General features: G+C 34.1%; 14 protein-coding genes, 2 tRNA genes and 3 rRNA genes. 15 read left to right on the forward strand and 4 right to left on the reverse strand.

Features of this window, described 5'->3' with window-relative positions; all coding sequences use genetic code 11:
• Nucleotides 1-56: 56 nt before the first annotated feature.
• The 3 genes from ccoG to GCU34_RS03065 are packed head-to-tail and all read left to right on the forward strand — an operon-like array spanning nucleotide 57 to nucleotide 2,663.
• Nucleotides 57-1,481: a cytochrome c oxidase accessory protein CcoG gene (gene ccoG, locus GCU34_RS03055; RefSeq protein ID WP_072785145.1), complete on the forward strand. Its 1,425-nt coding sequence runs from the start codon at nucleotides 57-59 to the stop codon at nucleotides 1,479-1,481.
• Between the two features lie 18 nt (nucleotides 1,482-1,499).
• Nucleotides 1,500-1,946: a FixH family protein gene (locus tag GCU34_RS03060; protein WP_072785143.1), complete on the forward strand. Its 447-nt coding sequence runs from the start codon at nucleotides 1,500-1,502 to the stop codon at nucleotides 1,944-1,946.
• A 15-nt stretch (nucleotides 1,947-1,961) separates the two neighbouring features.
• Nucleotides 1,962-2,663, forward strand: a complete 702-nt coding sequence (locus GCU34_RS03065) for a sulfite exporter TauE/SafE family protein (protein WP_072785141.1) — start codon at nucleotides 1,962-1,964, stop codon at nucleotides 2,661-2,663.
• Nucleotides 2,664-2,748: 85 nt separating this feature from the next.
• On the opposite strand, the gene GCU34_RS03070 is transcribed toward GCU34_RS03065, so the two are convergent.
• Nucleotides 2,749-3,921, reverse strand: coding sequence for an endonuclease (locus GCU34_RS03070; protein ID WP_072785140.1), 1,173 nt, complete (start codon nucleotides 3,919-3,921; stop codon nucleotides 2,749-2,751).
• A 12-nt stretch (nucleotides 3,922-3,933) separates the two neighbouring features.
• The gene (locus GCU34_RS03075; protein WP_072785138.1) at nucleotides 3,934-5,148 is read right to left on the reverse strand and encodes an RsmB/NOP family class I SAM-dependent RNA methyltransferase; all 1,215 of its coding nucleotides are present in this window, start codon (nucleotides 5,146-5,148) and stop codon (nucleotides 3,934-3,936) included.
• Between the two features lie 255 nt (nucleotides 5,149-5,403).
• Between GCU34_RS03075 and GCU34_RS03080 the strand changes: the two genes are divergently transcribed.
• Complete coding sequence (locus GCU34_RS03080; RefSeq protein ID WP_072785136.1) at nucleotides 5,404-5,799, forward strand: ankyrin repeat domain-containing protein; 396 nt, start codon at nucleotides 5,404-5,406, stop codon at nucleotides 5,797-5,799.
• Nucleotides 5,800-5,839: 40 nt separating this feature from the next.
• Here GCU34_RS03080 and GCU34_RS03085 read toward each other — a convergent pair whose 3' ends face one another.
• Entirely contained in the window at nucleotides 5,840-6,928 is a 1,089-nt protein-coding gene (locus GCU34_RS03085; RefSeq protein ID WP_072785134.1) for a M42 family metallopeptidase, read from the reverse strand.
• An 83-nt stretch (nucleotides 6,929-7,011) separates the two neighbouring features.
• Here GCU34_RS03085 and GCU34_RS03090 point away from each other — a divergent pair, with 83 nt between their 5' ends.
• From GCU34_RS03090 to rrf, 6 genes are all read left to right on the forward strand, one after another.
• Nucleotides 7,012-7,692 (forward strand): DUF4294 domain-containing protein, encoded by a 681-nt coding sequence (locus GCU34_RS03090; RefSeq protein WP_072785132.1) that lies wholly within the window; start codon nucleotides 7,012-7,014, stop codon nucleotides 7,690-7,692.
• A gap of 816 nt (nucleotides 7,693-8,508) precedes the next feature.
• Nucleotides 8,509-10,024 (forward strand): 16S ribosomal RNA (locus GCU34_RS03095).
• A 78-nt stretch (nucleotides 10,025-10,102) separates the two neighbouring features.
• Nucleotides 10,103-10,176 (forward strand) — tRNA-Ile (locus GCU34_RS03100).
• Nucleotides 10,177-10,257: 81 nt separating this feature from the next.
• Nucleotides 10,258-10,330: transfer RNA gene (locus GCU34_RS03105), tRNA-Ala, on the forward strand.
• A gap of 101 nt (nucleotides 10,331-10,431) precedes the next feature.
• Nucleotides 10,432-13,304: ribosomal RNA gene (locus tag GCU34_RS03110) — 23S ribosomal RNA — on the forward strand.
• Between the two features lie 169 nt (nucleotides 13,305-13,473).
• A 5S ribosomal RNA gene (gene rrf, locus GCU34_RS03115) occupies nucleotides 13,474-13,583 on the forward strand.
• The 16S, 23S and 5S rRNA genes sit together here with 2 tRNA genes alongside, the layout of an rRNA operon.
• A 162-nt stretch (nucleotides 13,584-13,745) precedes the next feature.
• Here rrf and GCU34_RS03120 read toward each other — a convergent pair.
• Nucleotides 13,746-14,597 carry an alpha/beta fold hydrolase gene (locus GCU34_RS03120; protein WP_072785893.1) on the reverse strand — a complete coding sequence of 284 codons (852 nt, stop codon included), beginning with the start codon at nucleotides 14,595-14,597 and terminating at the stop codon, nucleotides 13,746-13,748.
• A gap of 72 nt (nucleotides 14,598-14,669) precedes the next feature.
• Between GCU34_RS03120 and GCU34_RS03125 the strand changes: the two genes are divergently transcribed.
• From GCU34_RS03125 to cmk, 5 genes are all read left to right on the forward strand, one after another.
• Nucleotides 14,670-15,485, forward strand: coding sequence for a M48 family metallopeptidase (locus GCU34_RS03125; protein ID WP_072785895.1), 816 nt, complete (start codon nucleotides 14,670-14,672; stop codon nucleotides 15,483-15,485).
• Nucleotides 15,486-15,539: 54 nt separating this feature from the next.
• Nucleotides 15,540-16,832: an MFS transporter gene (locus GCU34_RS03130; protein ID WP_072785897.1), complete on the forward strand. Its 1,293-nt coding sequence runs from the start codon at nucleotides 15,540-15,542 to the stop codon at nucleotides 16,830-16,832.
• 144 nt (nucleotides 16,833-16,976) lie between these two features.
• Complete coding sequence (lon, locus tag GCU34_RS03135; RefSeq protein ID WP_072786016.1) at nucleotides 16,977-19,427, forward strand: endopeptidase La; 2,451 nt, start codon at nucleotides 16,977-16,979, stop codon at nucleotides 19,425-19,427.
• Between the two features lie 95 nt (nucleotides 19,428-19,522).
• Entirely contained in the window at nucleotides 19,523-20,542 is a 1,020-nt protein-coding gene (gene porQ, locus GCU34_RS03140; protein WP_072785899.1) for a type IX secretion system protein PorQ, read from the forward strand.
• Between the two features lie 31 nt (nucleotides 20,543-20,573).
• Entirely contained in the window at nucleotides 20,574-21,257 is a 684-nt protein-coding gene (gene cmk / locus GCU34_RS03145) for a (d)CMP kinase (RefSeq protein WP_072785901.1), read from the forward strand.
• Nucleotides 21,258-21,406: the final 149 nt, after the last annotated feature.

The following is a 21,406-nucleotide window of genomic DNA, read 5'->3' on the forward strand; positions in this document are numbered from 1 at the left end:
TTTTAAAAAGGATTTGAGATTTCTCAAATCCTTTTTAATCTTAATCAAAAATTGTCATGTCAAATATTAATCTTCCAGATGAAAGTTTTAGAGATAGTATAAGTACTATTACTAAAGAAGGAAAAAGAAATTACATTTTTCCAAAAAAACCTTCTGGTAAATTTTACGATAAAAGAAAAATTTTAAGCTACGTTTTATTAGTTTTTCTTATCTCGGCTCCGTTTGTAAAAATAAATGGAAACCAGTTTTTGATGTTCAATGTATTAGAGAGAAGATTTAATATTTTTGGGTTTCCTTTCTGGCCACAAGACTTCCATTTATTTGTAATTTCAATGATAATTGGAGTTGTAGGTTTAACATTATTTACTGTAGCTTTTGGTAGAATTTTTTGTGGTTGGTTTTGTCCGCAAACTATTTTCATGGAAATGGTTTTCCGTAGAATTGAATTTTGGATTGATGGAGATAGAGGAGCACAATTACGTTTAGCAAAACAAAAATGGGATGCAGAAAAAATAAGAAAGCGTTTAACAAAATGGGTTTTATTCTTCCTTATTTCATTTGGAATTGCCAATGTTTTCTTAGCGTATTTAGTAGGAAGTGACGAACTTCTTAAAATGATAACAGAAGGTCCGGCTAAAAATTTACATACATTAGTTGCATTATTAATTTTTACAGCTGTATTTTATTTTGTCTTTGCATGGTTTAGAGAGCAAGTTTGTATCATTGCTTGTCCTTATGGAAGAATGCAAGGTGTATTATTAGACAATAAATCTATTAATGTCGCTTATGATCATGTAAGAGGAGAAGGAGAAAATGGAAGAAAAAAATGGCGTAATGGAGAAGATAGAACCGCAGCAGGTTATGGAGATTGTATCGATTGTAACCAATGTGTTGTTGTTTGTCCAACAGGAATTGATATCCGTAATGGAACTCAGTTAGAATGTGTAAACTGTACCGCATGTATCGATGAGTGTGATACTATTATGGAAAAAGTTGGTTTACCAAAAGGATTAATTCGATATGCAAGTGAAGATGAAATAACCAACAAAGAAAAGTTCAAGTTAACAACGAGAATGAAAGGCTATATAGTGGTTCTTTCATTACTTATTGTAGCTTTAATTAGTATGTTATTTTTACGAGGTGAAGTAGAAGCTACTATTTTACGCTTACCTGGACAAACTTTTCAGCATAAAGGCGAAAATATTAGCAATGTTTATACTTTTAAAGTAGTAAATAAAACCGTTAAAGAATTAGATAGTATTCATTTTAAATTAGTAGAACCAAAAGGGCAACTTATACCAGTAGGTAATGAATATGTAAAAGTTAAAGAACAAGGATTAGGTCAAGGAACATTTTTTGTAGAAATTCATCCTGCATTTTTAACTGGAGATAAAACCAAAATTCAAATTGAAGTTTATGACGGAAAAGAATTAATAGAAACAATTTCTACAAATTTCTTAGGTCCAAGAAGCTTTAATTAATATCTAAATCAAAAAGAGATGAAAATAAATTGGGGAACAGGAGTTGTAATTGCATTCGGACTTTTTATAAGTTTTATCCTGTATTTTGTAATAAAAGTGCAATCTAATCCAGAATATGATAACGAATTAGTTACAGCCGAATATTATAAAAAAGAGGCAACTGTTCAATCAGACATTGAGAAACAAAAAAATGCAAACGCATTAGAAACTAAACTAGAGATTACAAAAACAGATGAAGGAATTGTAGTTTCTTTTCCAAAAACATTTAAACCAGAAGTTATTAAAGGCAAAGTGTCCCTTTACAGACCGTCAAACCAAAAGTTAGATTTTGAAGTTCCTATTTCAATTTCTACTTCATATTTGCTCATACCTAAAAGTAATTTGGATGGCGGTCTTTGGGACATTACTGTAGATTGGTCTTATGAATCGACCGATTATTTAAACAAAGAAACAATTTATTTTTAAGGTTTAAAAAACAAAATGCTTTATACCGCTTTAATATTTGGTTTAGTTAGTAGTCTGCACTGCGTTGGTATGTGTGGGCCTATTGCTATGATGCTACCAGTAGATAGAAGCAATGAAACAAAAAGAGTATTACAAATACTAACATACCATTTAGGAAAGTTATCGGCTTATGGAAGTTTAGGATTAGTTTTTGGAATTTTAGGAAAAGGTTTCTTTTTGGCGGGAATTCAGCAACAACTTTCAATTACTGTTGGAATTTTTATGATTGCTGTTGCCATAATACCCGAAAAAGAGTTTGCAAAATATAATTTCTCTAAACCTATCTATAAAATTATTTCTAAAGTTAAAAGTTCTCTTGGTAACCAATTTAAAAAGAAATCATTTCAATCTTTATTTACAATTGGGTTGTTAAATGGATTTTTACCTTGTGGAATGGTTTATGTTGCGCTATTTGGTGCTTTAGCTATGAATTCAATCCAAATGAGCGTTTTGTATATGATTTTGTTTGGTATAGGAACTATTCCTTTAATGAGCATTGTCGTATATTTATCGAATATAGTAACAGTTTCTTTTAGATCGAAAATACAACGCATAATACCTTTTGTTGCAGTTTTTATTGGACTGTTATTTATATTAAGAGGACTTAATTTAAATATACCATATATTTCACCAGGTACAATTGATTTATTTGTGCAAAGCGAAGCTAACTGTCATTAAAATTTGGCAGCTATTTATTAGTTTAATTGGTAAAAAAAAGCATCAACTTTAGTTGATGCTTTTTTTATTTGGTAACTATTTTAAATTAGTTAACCAATATCTTTTTAATTTGTTTTGCCGAGTTATTACTTAATTCTAAGAAGTAAAAACCAGAAGCTAAACCTGTAATTTCATAATTGTCGTTAATTTTTGAAGGATTATTTTCTTCTTGAATTAATTGACCATTAATATTATAAATTGCGATTCTTGTTAAATCTTCTGTTGAATTTATTGTAAAATTACCGTTATTACTCGGATTTGGATATACAGATATATAATTTGTTGCAAAACTATTAGTACTTAAATTAGCAATTTGTGTACATTGAGTAGGATAGATTTGACAGATAAACTCTGGATGGTCAATGTAAGGATTTCTATTGTTTTGATGTGCAAAAATTGCATTATTTTGATTAATTTCTTTTTGAGAAACAGGATCATCTAAATGCCATTTTATCAATCTTAAAATAAAAGCATCAGAAAAAACTTTATTAATTGAACCATCAAACATATTTTTAGCTTCACAAGTAGATGCATTTGCTCCAGAATAAAAATCATCCATTAAATCTTCATAACGTGTTGCAAAATAAAAGAAACTTCTAGCAATATCACCTTTAAATTCATCTAGTGGTTCAAACACTGTTCCATTATAAGTAGAATAAGCATTAATTAAATTAGAACCTCTTTTAGAACCATTTTGAGACGTGTAATTTGCTGAATTAACAACACCAAATGGTAAATTGTTTCTAGCTCCATTTACAGAACCATCAGAAGGCACTGCATGAAAAGGATCGTTTTTCATTGGGTTAGTTGCAAAATGATCAAAATAAGATTGAGGAACCAAATGTTCTCTATTATAACAATCACCTTCTCCATTATATGAGCCACATTGGTCAGTAGAAACTATAAAGTTATAAGGATCTGTACCAGTAGGGTTCTCAGAATACATGTCTAATATAGTATTGTCATTTTCATAATAAATATCATGGAAAGCATTGTTATTTGCGTACAAAGTCCATAATGCGCCGTATCCTTGATCAGCGTGTAGATATTCTGGACTAAGACCATCAGCTTGATCATCAATTATTTTTTTTAATTGAGTTTTTAAAGTGTATCCTGTTAGAGGACTTGTTAATAAAGCTGAGTCATAATATCCAGTAGGTATTTGAGCAACTGAAATTAATGCAAACAATAAGGTTAAAATAGTGTAATTTTTTTTCATGATAATCTAATTTTATTTTTTTCGTTCAAGTAATGCCATGTAAAAACCATCAAAACCACTTTCATGAGCTAATACTTTTTGATCTTTTACAAAGGTAAAGTTTTTACCTGATTCAGAATTTAAGAAATGCTTAATTTGTTCCTGATTTTCAGAAGGTAACACAGAACAAGTGGCATAAACTAATTTACCACCAGGCTTAACAATTTTAGAATAGTTTTCTAAAACTTCTGCTTGCGTTTTTTTAATATTTTCTACAAACTCGGGTTTTAATTTCCACTTACTATCCGGATTTCTTTTTAAAACCCCAAGTCCACTACAAGGAGCATCAATTAAAACGCGGTCTGCTTTTTCGTGTAGCTTTTTAATTACTTTAGTAGAATCAATAACTCTAAACTCTACATTGTGAACACCATTTCTCTTAGCTCTTGTTTTTAATTGCTTTAATTTACTTTCATAAATATCCATAGCAATCAATTGCCCTTTATTATTCATTAAAGAAGCAAGGTGTAATGTTTTTCCACCAGCGCCAGCACAAGTATCTACAACGCGCATTCCAGGTTCAACATCTAAATAATAAGCTACTAATTGAGAAGAAGCATCTTGAACTTCAAACAAACCATCTCTAAAAGCTTGTGTTAAAAATACATTTGCTCTTTCTTTTAGTATTAATGCATCAGGATAATCTTTCAAGAATTCGGTTTCTATATTATCATCCATTAATATTGCACGTAACTTTTCTTTTGTAGTTTTAAGAGTATTAACTCTTAAAATAACTTCTGCTTGTTGGTTTTGTGCTGCAAGTTCTTTACTCCAAGTTTTTTCTCCAAGTTCAGCAATACCTAATTCATCCATCCAATCTGGAATAGATTCTTTGAATTTTCTAATTTTAGATAATTCATCAAACTTACCTTTAATTCTTCTAACAGGAGTATTTTCAAAATATTTCCAATCTGGTAGTGTAATTCCTCTTAATACTGCCCAAACTGCAAAAATTCTCCAAACATTATCTCTTGTAAAAGGTTCTTTTACTTCAGCAATTTCCATATATAAACGTTTCCAGCGAACTATTTCATAAATAGTTTCAGCAACAAATTTTCTGTCTTTGCTTCCCCAACGTTTGTCTTTTTTTAATGCAATTGCTACTACTTTATCAGCATAAGCACCTTCATTAAAGATAGCCATTAATGAATCGATAACCGTAAAGCATAAATTTCTATGTAATCTCATTTCTTTTAAAATAAATAAGCCGACAAAGATAATTAATAATTATAGGATAGCGAATAATTTAAAATCTTTTTATCCTTAATATTTGATAGCAGTTTTAAAGTAGATTTATTCAAAGGTAGAAATAGTCTTTTGTCTAGCTTGTTGATTAATAATCTGTTAATTAAATGTTATAGTTTTTATTTTCGGGTAACAAAATAATTTTAAACACGTCTTACCTTTAAATCAATCATTAATCAAAATTAAATTTATTTAAAAATGAAAAAAACGATCAGTTATTTAGGAATGGCATTACTTTGTTTAGGATTACAAACTGTTAATGCAAAAGAATTAGTTAATTCTAATAATTTAGAAATTAATTCTGAAGTTGTTACAACTTTTGATGCTACACCTTTATGTGTTGCAATTAGTAAAGGAGATATAGATTTAGTAAAAAAACTTGTGGAGTATGGTGCTGATATTAATGACAAAATTCAGCGAGGAATTACTCCATTAATGATGGCTACAAGATATCAAAATGTAGAGATGGTTAAGTTTTTACTTTCTAAAGGTGCTAAATTAGATGTTAAAGACGATAATGGAAAAACAGCTTTAGATCATGCAAAATCTATTAATGCTACAGAAATTATTCAGATTTTATCCGCAAAGAAATAATAGTAATCAAAAAGCCCAGCATATGCTGGGCTTTTATTTTTTATTTAAAATAGGAAAACGTTTCGTTGTTTTCAATTTTAAGCAGTGATTCATAAATTAATTTAATTACATTTTCAACATCTTCTTGATGAACCATTTCTACCGTAGTATGCATATAGCGTAAAGGTAAAGAAATTAAAGCGGAAGCAACACCACCATTACTATAAGCAAAAGCATCTGTATCTGTTCCAGTGGCTCTTGATGTAGCATGACGTTGAAAAGGGATTTTATTCTCTATAGCCGTATCAACTATCATTTCGCGTAATACATTTTGCGTGGCTGGAGCATAAGCAATAACTGGTCCACGTCCCATTTTTAAATCACCTTCAATTTTTTTATCAATCATTGGAGTAGTGGTATCATGACAAACATCAGTTACAATAGCAACATTAGGTTTTATAGTTTGCGTTATCATTTCTGCACCACGTAAACCAATTTCCTCTTGAACTGAATTCACAATATATAATCCGAAAGGTAATTTCTTTTTGTTCTCTTTTAATAAACGAGCAACTTCAGCAATCATAAATCCACCCATTCTATTATCTATAGCACGACAAATAAATTTATTACCATTCAAGATTTCAAAATTATCTGGATATGTAATTACACAACCTACATGAATTCCTAATTCTTCAACTTCTTTTTTACTTTCGCAACCACAATCTATAAAGATGTTGCTAATTTTTGCTGGTTCTTCTTTATCTCTATTACGTGTATGAATAGCTGGCCAACCAAAAACTCCTCTTACAATTCCTTTTTTAGTATGAATGTTTACTCTTTTAGAAGGTGCAATCATATGATCACTTCCACCATTTCTAATTACATAAATCAATCCATCTTCAGTAATATAGTTTACATACCACGAAATTTCATCAGCATGACCTTCAATCACTACTTTATAAGGTGCATCAGGATTAATAACTCCAACAGCAGAACCGTACGTGTCGGTAATAAATGTATCAACATATGGTTTAAGGTAATCCATCCATATCTTTTGTCCCGAAGCTTCCCAACCTGTAGGTGAAGCATTATTCAAATAATTTTCTAAAAAGGTTAAAGATGATTTCTTTAATATCGATTTTGAACTCATAATAAAATTAATTTTTTGCTAAATTATAAAATTGGTATAAGAGTTGAGTATTATTTGATTATTTTTGAATCAATAACACGCATATGAAGTATATTTATATAGGTATATTATTTTTTATAACTCTTAATCTTTATTCTCAAGAAAAAGATACTTTAAAAGTTACGGCACAAGATTCAGCGGTAATATATTCAATAGAATTAAAAGAAGTAGTCGTGGGTAAAGATGATTCTGCTTTAGACGAAGAAAGAAAAAAGCTTCTTATTCTTAAACGAAGAGTTTATAAAACGTATCCATATGCAAAAATGACTGCCGAAAAATTAACGCAGTTAAATGCTACAATGGCAAAATTAAAAACTGAAAAAGAAAAGAAGAAGTATTTTAAAATTGTCGAAAAGTATTTAAAAGAAGAATTTGAACCACGCTTAAAAAAACTGTCACGCAAAGATGGTCAGATTTTAGTTAAATTAATTTATCGCCAAACAGGTGAAACAACTTTCGATTTAATAAAAGATTATAAAAGTGGCTGGAAAGCATTTTGGTCAAATAATACTGCAAAACTTTTCGATATAAATATAAAGGAGAACTATGATCCATTTGATGAATTAGAAGATTTTCATATAGAAAGTATTTTAGTTACTGCTTTTCGTCAAGGTCATTTAGTTAAACAAGATCCTGCAAAACCAATCAATCTACAATTATTAGCATCTTCTTGGAAAGAGAAAATCGAAAAAGCTAAAGCAGCTAGAGAAAATACTAAAGATTAATTTTCTTTTTTAAGCAGCACTTATATATTATTTCATAGGGAAACTTTTCCCGCTGTTCATTATATCTTTTTTTATTTGGTCTTTTTTTGGGGTTAAACGACAGTTTTAGAACTAGACATTTTGTTTTAAGAGCTTTTTTTAGGCTAAAAAAAGGATGTCATTACCATCGGGGCTGAAAAAGCGTTAAAAAAAACTTTATACATATATATTATTATAGTAGAGCAACTACTTATATTATAGTATTAAAAAGGCTTAATAAAGGGTTTATAAAAAAAAGGTAAAAAAAAGTTTTTCTGTAAGTTGTTGTAATTCAGGTTAGAGAAAAAAACTTTGCAAAAAAGGATAAAAAAAGGTTATAAAAAGTTTGCGAATACGGAAAAGAGTTCTACTTTTGCACCCGCTTTGATAAGGCAAAGAGTTCATAGAAATACTGAAAAACGGATTAAAAAATTTTTAAAAAAAAGTTTAAAAAAGATTTGGTTTGTAAGAAGTAAAGATAGTATCTTTGCCGTCCGCAAATGAGTCGTTAGACGAATTCACTGAACACAATTTAAAGATAGGTTTTAGTGAAGTAAAACGAGGAAGTTCTTTTAGAAAAATGACAAAAAAATAGGTTTGAAAAAAAATTAAAAAAAAGTTTCAAAAATATTTGCGAGTTAAAAAAGAAGTTGTACTTTTGCACCCGCTAAACGAAAGAATAGCGAAAGACATAGAAGAATACGTTCATAGACATATTGGATTGACAGCATACAAAATTAAGAGAGTAAGACTCGATTAGAATTAACCTAGCACTTATCGTACAATATTAAAAATACTACGATGAAGAGTTTGATCCTGGCTCAGGATGAACGCTAGCGGCAGGCCTAACACATGCAAGTCGAGGGGTAGAGGAAGCTTGCTTCCTTGAGACCGGCGCACGGGTGCGTAACGCGTATGCAATTTACCTTGTACAGAGGGATAGCCCAGAGAAATTTGGATTAATACCTCATAGTATTTTCGAATGGCATCATTTGATTATTAAAGTTCCAACGGTACAAGATGAGCATGCGTCCCATTAGTTAGTTGGTGTGGTAACGGCACACCAAGACGATGATGGGTAGGGGTCCTGAGAGGGAGATCCCCCACACTGGTACTGAGACACGGACCAGACTCCTACGGGAGGCAGCAGTGAGGAATATTGGGCAATGGTCGGAAGACTGACCCAGCCATGCCGCGTGCAGGAAGACGGCCCTATGGGTTGTAAACTGCTTTTGTACGGGAAGAAACCCTCCTACGTGTAGGAGCTTGACGGTACCGTAAGAATAAGCATCGGCTAACTCCGTGCCAGCAGCCGCGGTAATACGGAGGATGCGAGCGTTATCCGGAATCATTGGGTTTAAAGGGTCCGTAGGCGGCCTTATAAGTCAGTGGTGAAATCTCCTAGCTCAACTAGGAAACTGCCATTGATACTGTAGGGCTTGAATTTTTGTGAAGTAACTAGAATATGTAGTGTAGCGGTGAAATGCTTAGATATTACATGGAATACCAATTGCGAAGGCAGGTTACTAACAAACGATTGACGCTGATGGACGAAAGCGTGGGGAGCGAACAGGATTAGATACCCTGGTAGTCCACGCCGTAAACGATGGATACTAGCTGTTTGACGCAAGTTGAGTGGCTAAGCGAAAGTGATAAGTATCCCACCTGGGGAGTACGCACGCAAGTGTGAAACTCAAAGGAATTGACGGGGGCCCGCACAAGCGGTGGAGCATGTGGTTTAATTCGATGATACGCGAGGAACCTTACCAGGGCTTAAATGGGAGACGACAGTTTAGGAAACTAGACTTTCTTCGGACGTCTTTCAAGGTGCTGCATGGTTGTCGTCAGCTCGTGCCGTGAGGTGTCAGGTTAAGTCCTATAACGAGCGCAACCCCTGTTGTTAGTTGCCAGCGAGTAATGTCGGGAACTCTAGCAAGACTGCCGGTGTAAACCGTGAGGAAGGTGGGGATGACGTCAAATCATCACGGCCCTTACGTCCTGGGCCACACACGTGCTACAATGGCAGGTACAGAGAGCAGCCACTTAGCGATAAGGAGCGAATCTATAAAACCTGTCTCAGTTCGGATTGGAGTCTGCAACTCGACTCTATGAAGCTGGAATCGCTAGTAATCGGATATCAGCCATGATCCGGTGAATACGTTCCCGGGCCTTGTACACACCGCCCGTCAAGCCATGGAAGCTGGGGGTACCTGAAGTCGGTGACCGTAAGGAGCTGCCTAGGGTAAAACTAGTAACTGGGGCTAAGTCGTAACAAGGTAGCCGTACCGGAAGGTGCGGCTGGAACACCTCCTTTCTAGAGAAATGATAAGATGGTTAATAAAAAAGAGCTTTTACTCTCGCTGTTAGTTCAAAAAATAAGTTTTAAATACAGAGTCTCGTAGCTCAGCTGGTTAGAGTACTACACTGATAATGTAGGGGTCGGCAGTTCGAGTCTGCCCGGGACTACTAAATTTAAGACGAAGGAAATTCTGGAAGTTGAGAATTCAAAATTCGTAATTCTGAATTCATAATTCTGAATTTAAGAATGGGGATTAGCTCAGCTGGCTAGAGCGCCTGCCTTGCACGCAGGAGGTCATCGGTTCGACTCCGATATTCTCCACGAATCACTAAGGTGATAGCAGTTCATTGACATATTGAGAAAAGAAAAACATAAGTAGAATAGAAAGCACAGTTTTGCATTTATATGTAAGACTAAAAGTACAATAAGCAAAATAAGGGCGTATGGGGGATGCCTAGGCTCTCAGAGGCGATGAAGGACGTGATAAGCTGCGAAAAGCTGCGGGGATTGGCACATACGAATTGATCCGCAGATATCCGAATGGGGCAACCCACTATGTTGAAGACATAGTACCCGATAGGGGGCGAACCCGCTGAACTGAAACATCTAAGTAGGCGGAGGAGAAGAAAACAAAAGTGATTCCGTAAGTAGTGGCGAGCGAACGCGGATTAGCCCAAACCAAAGTTGTTACGGCAATTTTGGGGTTGTAGGACCACGACATTTCTTGCGGATTGAATTAGAATAACCTGGAAAGGTTAACCAAAGAAGGTGATAGTCCTGTATAAGTAAGAGAAGATAAGGATAGTGGTATCCTGAGTAGCGCGGGGCACGTGAAACCCTGTGTGAATTTGGCGGGACCATCCGCTAAGGCTAAATACTCCTGAGAGACCGATAGTGAACCAGTACCGTGAGGGAAAGGTGAAAAGAACCGTGAATAACGGAGTGAAATAGATCCTGAAACCATACGCTTACAAGCGGTCGGAGCCCTTTAGTGGGGTGACGGCGTGCCTTTTGCATAATGAGCCTACGAGTTACCGTTGCTGGCAAGGATAAGGTATTAAGTACTGGATCCGTAGCGAAAGCGAGTCTGAATAGGGCGCCATAGTCAGTAATGGTAGACGCGAAACCGTGTGATCTACCCATGGGCAGGTTGAAGCTGTGGTAACACATAGTGGAGGACCGAACCGGTTGACGTTGAAAAGTCTTCGGATGACCTGTGGGTAGGGGTGAAAGGCCAATCAAACTCGGAAATAGCTCGTACTCCCCGAAATGCCTTTAGGGGCAGCGCTTATGGAGTTTATTAGAGGTAGAGCTACTGATTGGATGCGGGGGCTTCACCGCCTACCAATTCCTGACAAACTCCGAATGCTAATAAATGCTCATAAGCAGTGAGGGCATGGGTGCTAAGGTCCATGTCCGAGAGGGAAAGAACCCAGACCATCAGCTAAGGTCCCCAAATGTATACTAAGTTGAAAAAACGCGGTTTGTCTGCTTAGACAGCTAGGATGTTGGCTTGGAAGCAGCCATTCATTTAAAGAGTGCGTAACAGCTCACTAGTCGAGCGGACGAGCATGGATAATAATCGGGCATAAGTATACTACCGAAGCTATGGACAGATTAATCTGTGGTAGGGGAGCATTCTAAACTGGGTTGAAGGTGATCTGCGAAGATTGCTGGACTGTTTAGAAAAGCAAATGTAGGCATAAGTAACGATAATGCGGGCGAGAAACCCGCACACCGAAAAACTAAGGTTTCCTCAGCTATGCTAATCAGCTGAGGGTTAGTCGGGTCCTAAGGCGTACCCGAAGGGGGAAGTCGATGGCCAACGGGTTAATATTCCCGTACTACTTATAATTGTGATGGAATGACGGAGTGATGAAAGCACCGCGAACTGACGGAATAGTTCGTTAAAGCACTTAGCTATATCTTTTATAGGCAAATCCGTAGAAGATGGTGAAATGCGATAGTACTCGGAGTCTTCGGACGATGGGATAGTGTGCCTAAGGGCTTCCAAGAAAAGTTTCTAAACTTAGATTATAAGTACCCGTACCGTAAACCGACACAGGTAGTTGAGGAGAGAATCCTAAGGTGCTCGAGAGATTCATGGCTAAGGAATTAGGCAAAATAGACCTGTAACTTCGGGAGAAAGGTCGCCACGCTCAGGCGTGGCCGCAGTGAAAAGGTCCAGGCGACTGTTTATCAAAAACACAGGGCTCTGCAAAATCGTAAGATGAAGTATAGGGCCTGACACCTGCCCGGTGCTGGAAGGTTAAGAGGAGATGTTATCTTCGGAGAAGCATTGAATTGAAGCCCCAGTAAACGGCGGCCGTAACTATAACGGTCCTAAGGTAGCGAAATTCCTTGTCGGGTAAGTTCCGACCTGCACGAATGGTGTAACGATCTGGACACTGTCTCAGCCATGAGCTCGGTGAAATTGTAGTATCGGTGAAGATGCCGATTACCCGCAGTGGGACGAAAAGACCCTGTGCACCTTTACTATAGCTTAGTATTGACCTTGGACACGTGATGTGTAGGATAGGTGGGAGACTTTGAAGCGGGTTCGCAAGGATTCGTGGAGTCATTGTTGAAATACCACCCTTTGCTTGTCTGAGGCCTAACCCCGCGGATGCGGGGGACATTGCTTGGTGGGTAGTTTGACTGGGGTGGTCGCCTCCAAAAGAGTAACGGAGGCTTCTAAAGGTTCCCTCAGCACGCTTGGTAACCGTGCGTAGAGTGCAATGGCATAAGGGAGCTTGACTGAGAGACATACAGGTCGATCAGGTACGAAAGTAGAGCATAGTGATCCGGTGGTTCCGCATGGAAGGGCCATCGCTCAAAGGATAAAAGGTACGCCGGGGATAACAGGCTGATCTCCCCCAAGAGCTCACATCGACGGGGGGTTTGGCACCTCGATGTCGGCTCGTCACATCCTGGGGCTGGAGAAGGTCCCAAGGGTTGGGCTGTTCGCCCATTAAAGTGGCACGCGAGCTGGGTTCAGAACGTCGTGAGACAGTTCGGTCTCTATCTACTGCGGGCGTTAGAAATTTGAGTGGATCTGATTCTAGTACGAGAGGACCGAGTTGGACTGACCTCTAGTGTATCTGTTGTCTCGCCAGGGGCACTGCAGAGTAGCTACGTCGGGAAGGGATAAGCGCTGAAAGCATATAAGCGCGAAACCCACCACAAGATGAGATTTCTTTTAAGGGTCGTGGAAGATGACCACGTTGATAGGCTATAGGTGTAAAGGCAGTAATGTCATAGCCGAGTAGTACTAATAACCCGTAAGCTTATGTACGCGTATCCCCCGCATTTTTGCGGGGGGAACTTTCTTTCTGAATTATAAAATAGATTCTTTTCTCAATATGTTAAAATATTGCAACAAAGTTGCAGTTATGAGTTTTGAGTTATAAGTTAAGAGTTTTTAAAACTGTAAACTATAAACTGTGAACTGAAAACTAAAAACTTAAGGTGGTTATTGCGTCGGGGCTCACCTCTTCCCATTCCGAACAGAGAAGTTAAGCCCGATTGCGCCGATGGTACTGCATAACTGTGGGAGAGTAGGTCGCTGCCTTTCTTTTGAAAACCCTATCCATATCGGATAGGGTTTTTTGTTTTATAAACTTTTCTTTTTTTTGGATCTGTTATCCCAAAATATAGCCCCGATGGAAGCAAACTACCGCGTAGTGCGAACAGCGGGACTACTGGTGATTTATATTTTATAAGGTGCTCTTAATAATTATTGAATAAATTTTGAAACTTGGTTGATTACATCTTTATCTCCTAAAATTTTTCGATGACCAAGGTTTTCTGTAATAATTAATTGAGATGATTTTAAATATTTATGTAAATGATAAGCTTCTTCAACAGGGACGTCAAAATCAAATTTATCATGAATTAGTAGTGTAGGTGTGGAAATATTTTCAGATACTCTATATGATGAATATTTTTCCATTTCGTCATGTAGTTCATTTTCAAATGATTGTATTAATAAGTCAATATATTTTTCTTTTAATTTTAGATTTTTAATATAATTTTTTATAATATTTTTTATACTATTTCCACTACCAATTAGTACTATTTTATCGAAATGAACGTGCTTATTTATACTATTTAGAATAGCCATACCTCCTAAAGAATGGCCAATAGCATATTTTAAATTACCGTGTTTTTTATTTATTTCTATAATACTTTCAACAAATTCTAGCATCATTGTTGTTTTTCCAGATGAAAGACCATGAGCAGGAGCATCAAAGCTAATTATGTGGTAGTTATCTTTGAAATTATTTGCAATTTTTACTAGTTGAGTTCCTCTTCCTGACCAACCATGAACAAGTAATATTTTATTGTTACTTAATTGATTTCCATAATGATATACTTTTATGGTTTTATTTATTTTTGGAATATGTAAGTCTTCAATTTTTGAATTTTCAAACATAAAAATTTCTCTCTCGGGTATTTTGTATTTAATGGGAGTAATAAATAATCTTTTGGCAAGATTTACTGTAGCTTTATCTGAAACAGTTTGTAAAATTTTAAAGCTAAAAGTTATATATTTTGGTATTGTTGTGTTATATTTTTTCTTTTTCATTAATTATTTTTTAATAAAGGTATGAAGTTTGTAATAATAATATTAGTTAAATTTGCTTTAAAAATATAAGTTATGAAAAGTAGTATCAAAATTTTTATTGGACTAGTATTTGTATTAATTGTTTCATGTGCTAAAAATCCATTTACTGGGAAAAGTACAATGGCTTTTGTTCCTAATAGTCAGATTTTTCCATCTTCATTCCAACAGTATAATCAATTTTTATCTGAAAATAAAGTTATTAAAGGAACGGCAGATGCCAAGAGAATTACAACTATTGGTATGAAAATTAAAACTGCTGCAGAGAGATATTTGAGCGCAAATGGAAATGTAGGATATTTAGATGGATACGAGTGGGAATATAACTTAGTGGAAAGTAAAGAGCTTAATGCTTGGTGTATGCCAGGGGGTAAAATTGTTTTTTATACTGGTATATTACCAATTTGTAAAGATGATGCAGGAATTGCAGCTGTTATGGGGCATGAAGTTGCACACGCTTTAGCTAATCATGGACAACAAAGAATGAGTGCTGGTTTACTACAACAATTGGGAGCAGTAGGTACACAAATTGCTATTGGTAATAAAAGTCCTGAAACTCAGGCAATGATAATGCAAGCTTATGGTGTAGGTTCAAACATTGGTGGAATGTTGCCTTTTTCTAGAAGTCATGAAAGTGAAGCAGATATGATAGGTTTAACGTTAATGGCAATAGCTGGTTATAACCCTGAAAATGCTGTAGCATTATGGGAGAGAATGTCTGCTTTAGGAGGACAAGCTCCACCAGAAATTTTAAGTACACACCCTAGTAATGCGACAAGAATAAAAGAATTAACTGCTCTTGTACCGGGAGCCAAGAAAGAAGCCGCAAAATTTGGAGTTACCTTTAAATAAAATTTTTAATTTAAATACAAATCCCGATATTAGTCGGGATTTTTTTTTGAATTTATGAGAAAACTAGAAAAAGGTAGTTTAAAACTTAGAAATGCATGGGCATTTTACGATTGGGCAAATTCTGTTTATTCGTTAGTAATTTCTTCAGCAATTTTTCCATTATATTTTGGATTTTTATTTCCAAAGGAAAATCCATATTTAGATTTTTTAGGTTATACTTTTAAAAGTACTGCTTTAATCAGTTTTGTTACTGCTTTTGCTTTCTTGACGGTTGCTTTTCTCTCGCCATTGTTATCTGGAATTGCAGATTTTGTGGGAAATAAAAAACGTTTCATGCAATTCTTCTGTTATCTAGGGGCATTGTCTTGTATAGGAATGTATTGGTTTACAAAAGAAAATATTTACTTTGGAATATTGTGTTTTTATACAGGATTAGTAGGTTTTTGGGGAAGTTTAGTTTTTTATAATTCTTATTTACCAGATATTGCTTACAATGAACAACAAGACAAGTTAAGTGCAAAAGGATATTCTTTAGGTTACATTGGAAGTGTTATTTTATTACTTATTTGTTTATTTATTGTACTACAAAATGAAGGTGAAGCGGCTTTAGCAGCAATGAGACTGTCTTTTTTATTAACAGGAGTTTGGTGGCTTTTATTTAGTCAATATACTTTTTATTATTTACCAATAGGTAATAAAGGTTCTAATAAAGTTTCTCATCATGTTCTTTTTAATGGTTTTAAAGAGTTATTAAAAGTTCAAAAACAACTTCTAGGAAGAATAGTTTTAAAAAGATATTTAATAGCATTTTTTGTTTATTCAATGGCTGTTCAAACGGTAATGTTAGTAGCGACATATTTTGGAGAACAAGAAATAAATTGGAAGTCAGATTCTGAAAAAACTACAGGTTTAATTATCATTATTTTAGTTATTCAATTAGTTGCTGTACTAGGTGCAATTGTTACATCTTATTTATCTGAAAAAATTGGAAACATAAAATCATTATTAATTATAAATGGAATTTGGGCTATCATTTGCATTTGTGCTTATTTTATTGTCGAACCTGTTCAATTTTATATAACTGCTGGATTCGTTGGTTTAGTTATGGGAGGAATTCAATCTTTATCACGTTCAACTTATTCTAAGTTGTTGCCTGATACCCAAGATACTACTTCCTTTTTTAGTTTTTATGATGTAGCCGAAAAAATAGGAATTGTTATTGGTATGTTATTATATGGTTTTATAGATCAATTAACAGGTTCTATGAGAAATTCTATTGTTTTTCTTACCCTATTTTTTATAGTAGGTTTCTTCTTATTATTAAGAGTTCCAAAAGAAGAAAATTAAATCACCATACTTTTGTGGCATAAATGTTGACTTATTAAAAGTAGTAATTTTAATAAGCTTCATAACTAGCTAATTTATATTAAAATATTAATTTAACTAGTAAGTTAGCTTTTTTTTAATGACAAAATGACTTTATATAAAAATATGCCAAGTTCGAAAATTATAACCTTTGACAATTTGTCACTTCAAGAAATGAATGAAGATGCGGAATTAATTCCGTTAATGACTCCAGAGGATGAAGAAGAAATGAATAACGAATTGTTACCAAACGATTTACCTATTCTTCCTTTAAGAAATACTGTACTTTTTCCTGGAGTTGTTATTCCGATTACCGCAGGCCGCGATAAATCAATTAAATTAATAAATGATGCTAATGCTTCTGGTAAAGTAATTGGAGTTGTTGCACAAAAAGACGAATCTGTTGAAGAACCAACAGCTAACGATATTTATCATATTGGTACAGTAGCTAGAATTATTCGAGTATTAAAAATGCCCGATGGAAATACTACTGTAATCTTACAAGGAAAAAAACGTTTTGAAATAGATCAAATCACACAAAGTGAGCCTTATTTTAAGGCAACAATAAAAGAAGTTCCTGAAGAAAGACCAGAAAAAGACGACCAAGAATTTGATACAATAATAGAATCTATCAAAGATTTAGCTATTGATATTATTAAGGAAAGTCCAAATATTCCAACAGAAGCAACTTTCGCTATTAAAAATATTGAAAGTAAACCTTTTTTGGTAAACTTTGTTTCTTCAAATATGAACCTTTTTGTAAAAGAAAAGCAAGGTTTATTATCTATTCACAATCTAAAAGAACGAGCTTTAGAAACTTTACGTTTCATGAATCTAGAACTTCAAAAATTAGAATTAAAGAATGATATTCAATCTAAAGTACGTTTCGATTTAGATCAGCAACAACGCGAATATTTCCTTCAACAGCAAATGAAAACTATCCAAGAAGAATTGGGTGGCGTTTCACATGAAGCTGAAATTGAAGAAATGAGAAATAAAGCAAAATCTAAAAAATGGGACGAAAAGATTGCGAAGCATTTTGAAAAAGAAGTTTCTAAATTACAAAGAACAAATCCTAATTCTCCAGATTTTGGAATTCAAAGAAATTACTTAGAATTATTTTTAGAATTGCCTTGGGGTGAATTTACACATGATAATTTCGATTTAAAAAGAGCACAAAAGATTTTAGATAGAGATCATTACGGTTTAGAAGATGTAAAAAAACGCATCATTGAGCACTTAGCTGTGCTTAAACTAAGAAAGGATATGAAATCTCCAATCTTATGTTTATATGGACCTCCAGGTGTTGGTAAAACTTCTATTGGTAAATCAATTGCAGAAGCTTTAGGTAGAGAATATGTGCGTATGTCATTAGGTGGTTTACGTGATGAAGCCGAAATTAGAGGTCATCGTAAAACCTACATTGGTGCAATGCCAGGACGAATTCTTCAAAATATTAAAAAAGCAAAAACTTCAAATCCAGTTTTTGTTTTAGATGAAATTGATAAACTTTCTAGCAGTCATAATGGCGATCCGTCTTCTGCATTATTAGAGGTTTTAGATCCTGAACAAAATGCCGAGTTTTATGATAATTTCCTTGAAATTGGTTACGATTTATCTAAAGTAATGTTTATTGCTACTTCAAATAGTTTATCAACTATTCAACCAGCTTTAAAAGATAGAATGGAAATTATCAACATGTCGGGTTATACAATTGAAGAAAAAGTTGAAATTGCTAAAAAACATTTGTTACCAAAACAATTAAAAGAACACGGTTTAAAAGAAACAGATTTAATTATTGGTAAAAAACAAATTGAAAAGATTGTAACGGGTTATACAAGAGAATCTGGAGTAAGGTCTTTAGAAAAGAAAATTGCTCAAATGGTTCGTTATGCAGCAAAATCTATTGCAATGGAAGAACCTTACAATATTAAAGTTACCGATGAAGATATTATTGAAGTATTAAAAGCGCCAAGATTAGAGCGTGATAAATATGAAAATAACGATACAGCTGGAGTAGTTACTGGATTAGCGTGGACTTCTGTAGGTGGAGATATTTTATTCATAGAATCAACAATTTCTAAAGGAAAAGGGAATATGACCATGACAGGAAATTTAGGAACTGTAATGAAAGAATCGGTTAGTATTGCTATGGAATACATTAAGTCTAATGCTGAAGAATTAGGAATTAAAGCGGAAACATTAGAATCTAATAATATACATATTCACGTTCCAGAAGGTGCAACTCCAAAAGACGGACCAAGTGCTGGTATTGCCATGTTAACATCGATGGTTTCTAGTTTTACACAAAAGAAAGTAAAAAAATCTTTAGCTATGACTGGAGAAATTACCTTGAGAGGAAAAGTATTACCAGTTGGCGGAATTAAAGAAAAAATACTAGCAGCAAAAAGAGCTAACATTAAAGAAATAATTCTTTGTACCGAAAATCAACGCGATATTGATGAAATTAAACCTGAATATTTAAAAGGATTAACGTTTCATTACGTAGACACTATGAAAGAAGTAATTGATTTAGCAATTACAAATCAAAAAGTAAAAAATCCAAAAAAAATATAATTTGTAAAATCCGGTTAGTAAAATAATCGGATTTTGTTTTTTATGTCTTGATATAATTTTATCTTCGCATTTACGTTTAGTATTAAAACAAACAAATGCTGAAAAGAAAACTGATTTTATTTCTTTTATTAACCACACTATCAAACTATGCACAAATAGGAGGAAAGTATGTTTATCAGTTTTTAAATTTAACACCATCGCCACGTCAAGCTGCACTTGGAGGAAAAACCGTAACTGTAGTAGATTATGACGTAAATCAAGCTATTTATAATCCTGCAACAATTAATGGAGATATGCATAACCAACTTGCCGTAAATTATGGAAGTTATTATGGAGAAGTTTCTTATGGAAGTGGTGCTTATGCTTATACTTGGGACCGACATGTACAAACTTTTCATACTTCAGTTCAATATGTAAATTATGGAACTTTTGAAGGTTATGACGAATTAGGTAATGCTACATCTGACTTTACAGGTAGCGAAGCTGCTTTGTCTTTTGGATATGCTTACAATATTCCATGGACAGATTTTTATGTAGGAGCCAATGTAAAATTGATTTCTTCAACACTTGAAAGTTATAATTCTTGGGGAGCTGCAACCGATTTAGGTTTTCTTTATATTGACCAAAGAAATGATATAAATATTGGTGTAAGTGTTCGAAATTTAGGTTTTCAAATAAAACCTTATGATAATACTAATGAAAAGTTACCATTAGCAATTGATGCCGGAATTTCACAATTAATGGAACATGTTCCTATTCGTTGGCATTTAACTTTAGAAAACCTTCAGCAATGGAATATTGCCTTTTCAAACCCAAATCGAGCTCAAGAAACTTTAGATGGCAATACAGAAGAAGAAAAAGTATCTTTCTTTAACAATGCTTTACGTCACGTTATTCTTGGAGCTGAATTATTCCCAGAAAAAGGATTTAATATTCGTTTAGGTTATAATTTTAGAAGAGGAGAAGAACTTAGAATAATAGATCAAAGAAATTTTTCAGGAATATCTGCAGGTTTTGGTATTCGTTTTGGAAAGGTTCGTTTTAATTATTCTTATTCAAGATATACAGTTGCCGCAAATACGAGTTTATTTGGTTTAATGATAAATTTAGAATAAACTCAAAAAGCAAAAATATACACATTTATAAATGAAAAGAATTACAATAGCAATAGATGGTTTTTCATCAACTGGTAAAAGTACACTAGCAAAACAATTAGCCAAAAAGTTGGGTTATGTTTATGTAGATACTGGTGCTATGTATAGAGCCGTAACTTATTTTGCTATGCAAAACAATTGGGTAACCGAAAACACTCTTGATAAAAATTCTTTAATTAATCATTTAGACGAAGTGCACTTAAAATTTCATTTTAATGAAGCATTAGGGTTTGCTGAAATGTTCTTAAATGGTGTTAATGTTGAACAAGAAATAAGAACTTTAGAAGTATCTCAAAATGTAAGCCGAGTAGCAGAAATTTCTGAAGTAAGAGCAAAATTGGTTCAACAACAGCAAGAAATGGGAAGAAATAAAGGTGTCGTTATGGATGGTCGCGATATTGGAACTGTAGTTTTTCCTAACGCCGAATTAAAGATTTTCATGACCGCTTCTGCAGAAACTAGAGCAGAAAGACGTTTCAATGAACTTATTGAGAAAGGACAGCACGTTACTTTTGAAGATGTTCTTGAAAATGTTCAACAGCGAGATTATATCGACACACATAGAGACGATTCTCCTTTGGTTCAGGCAGCAGATGCAGTTGTTGTAGATAATTCTACATTAAGCAAAGAAGAACAATTTGATGTTGTTTTAAATTTAGTGAACCAATACCTTTAATTTTCAGTAAATTACTGCAATTTATTCTTTGTAAATTAATTAAAAGTTTTTACCTTTGCACACCTTTTGGCAGAGATGAGTTTCCATTTGGTATTCAATTAAATAATGTAAAACACTGTTGTAGTTTTTACTCTGCAATTGAAACTCTA

The organism is Flavobacterium haoranii (genome assembly GCF_009363055.1).
Classification (GTDB): Bacteria; Bacteroidota; Bacteroidia; order Flavobacteriales; family Flavobacteriaceae; genus Flavobacterium; species Flavobacterium haoranii.

Coding starts and splice junctions, on each gene's coding strand:
- ccoG (WP_072785145.1), top strand. CDS start 57: ATGTCAAATATTAATCTTCCAGATGAAAGTTTTAGAGATAGTATAAGT.
- GCU34_RS03060 (WP_072785143.1), top strand. CDS start 1,500: ATGAAAATAAATTGGGGAACAGGAGTTGTAATTGCATTCGGACTTTTT.
- GCU34_RS03065 (WP_072785141.1), top strand. CDS start 1,962: ATGCTTTATACCGCTTTAATATTTGGTTTAGTTAGTAGTCTGCACTGC.
- GCU34_RS03070 (WP_072785140.1), bottom strand. CDS start 3,921: ATGAAAAAAAATTACACTATTTTAACCTTATTGTTTGCATTAATTTCA.
- GCU34_RS03075 (WP_072785138.1), bottom strand. CDS start 5,148: ATGAGATTACATAGAAATTTATGCTTTACGGTTATCGATTCATTAATG.
- GCU34_RS03080 (WP_072785136.1), top strand. CDS start 5,404: ATGAAAAAAACGATCAGTTATTTAGGAATGGCATTACTTTGTTTAGGA.
- GCU34_RS03085 (WP_072785134.1), bottom strand. CDS start 6,928: ATGAGTTCAAAATCGATATTAAAGAAATCATCTTTAACCTTTTTAGAA.
- GCU34_RS03090 (WP_072785132.1), top strand. CDS start 7,012: ATGAAGTATATTTATATAGGTATATTATTTTTTATAACTCTTAATCTT.
- GCU34_RS03120 (WP_072785893.1), bottom strand. CDS start 14,597: ATGAAAAAGAAAAAATATAACACAACAATACCAAAATATATAACTTTT.
- GCU34_RS03125 (WP_072785895.1), top strand. CDS start 14,670: ATGAAAAGTAGTATCAAAATTTTTATTGGACTAGTATTTGTATTAATT.
- GCU34_RS03130 (WP_072785897.1), top strand. CDS start 15,540: ATGAGAAAACTAGAAAAAGGTAGTTTAAAACTTAGAAATGCATGGGCA.
- lon (WP_072786016.1), top strand. CDS start 16,977: ATGCCAAGTTCGAAAATTATAACCTTTGACAATTTGTCACTTCAAGAA.
- porQ (WP_072785899.1), top strand. CDS start 19,523: ATGCTGAAAAGAAAACTGATTTTATTTCTTTTATTAACCACACTATCA.
- cmk (WP_072785901.1), top strand. CDS start 20,574: ATGAAAAGAATTACAATAGCAATAGATGGTTTTTCATCAACTGGTAAA.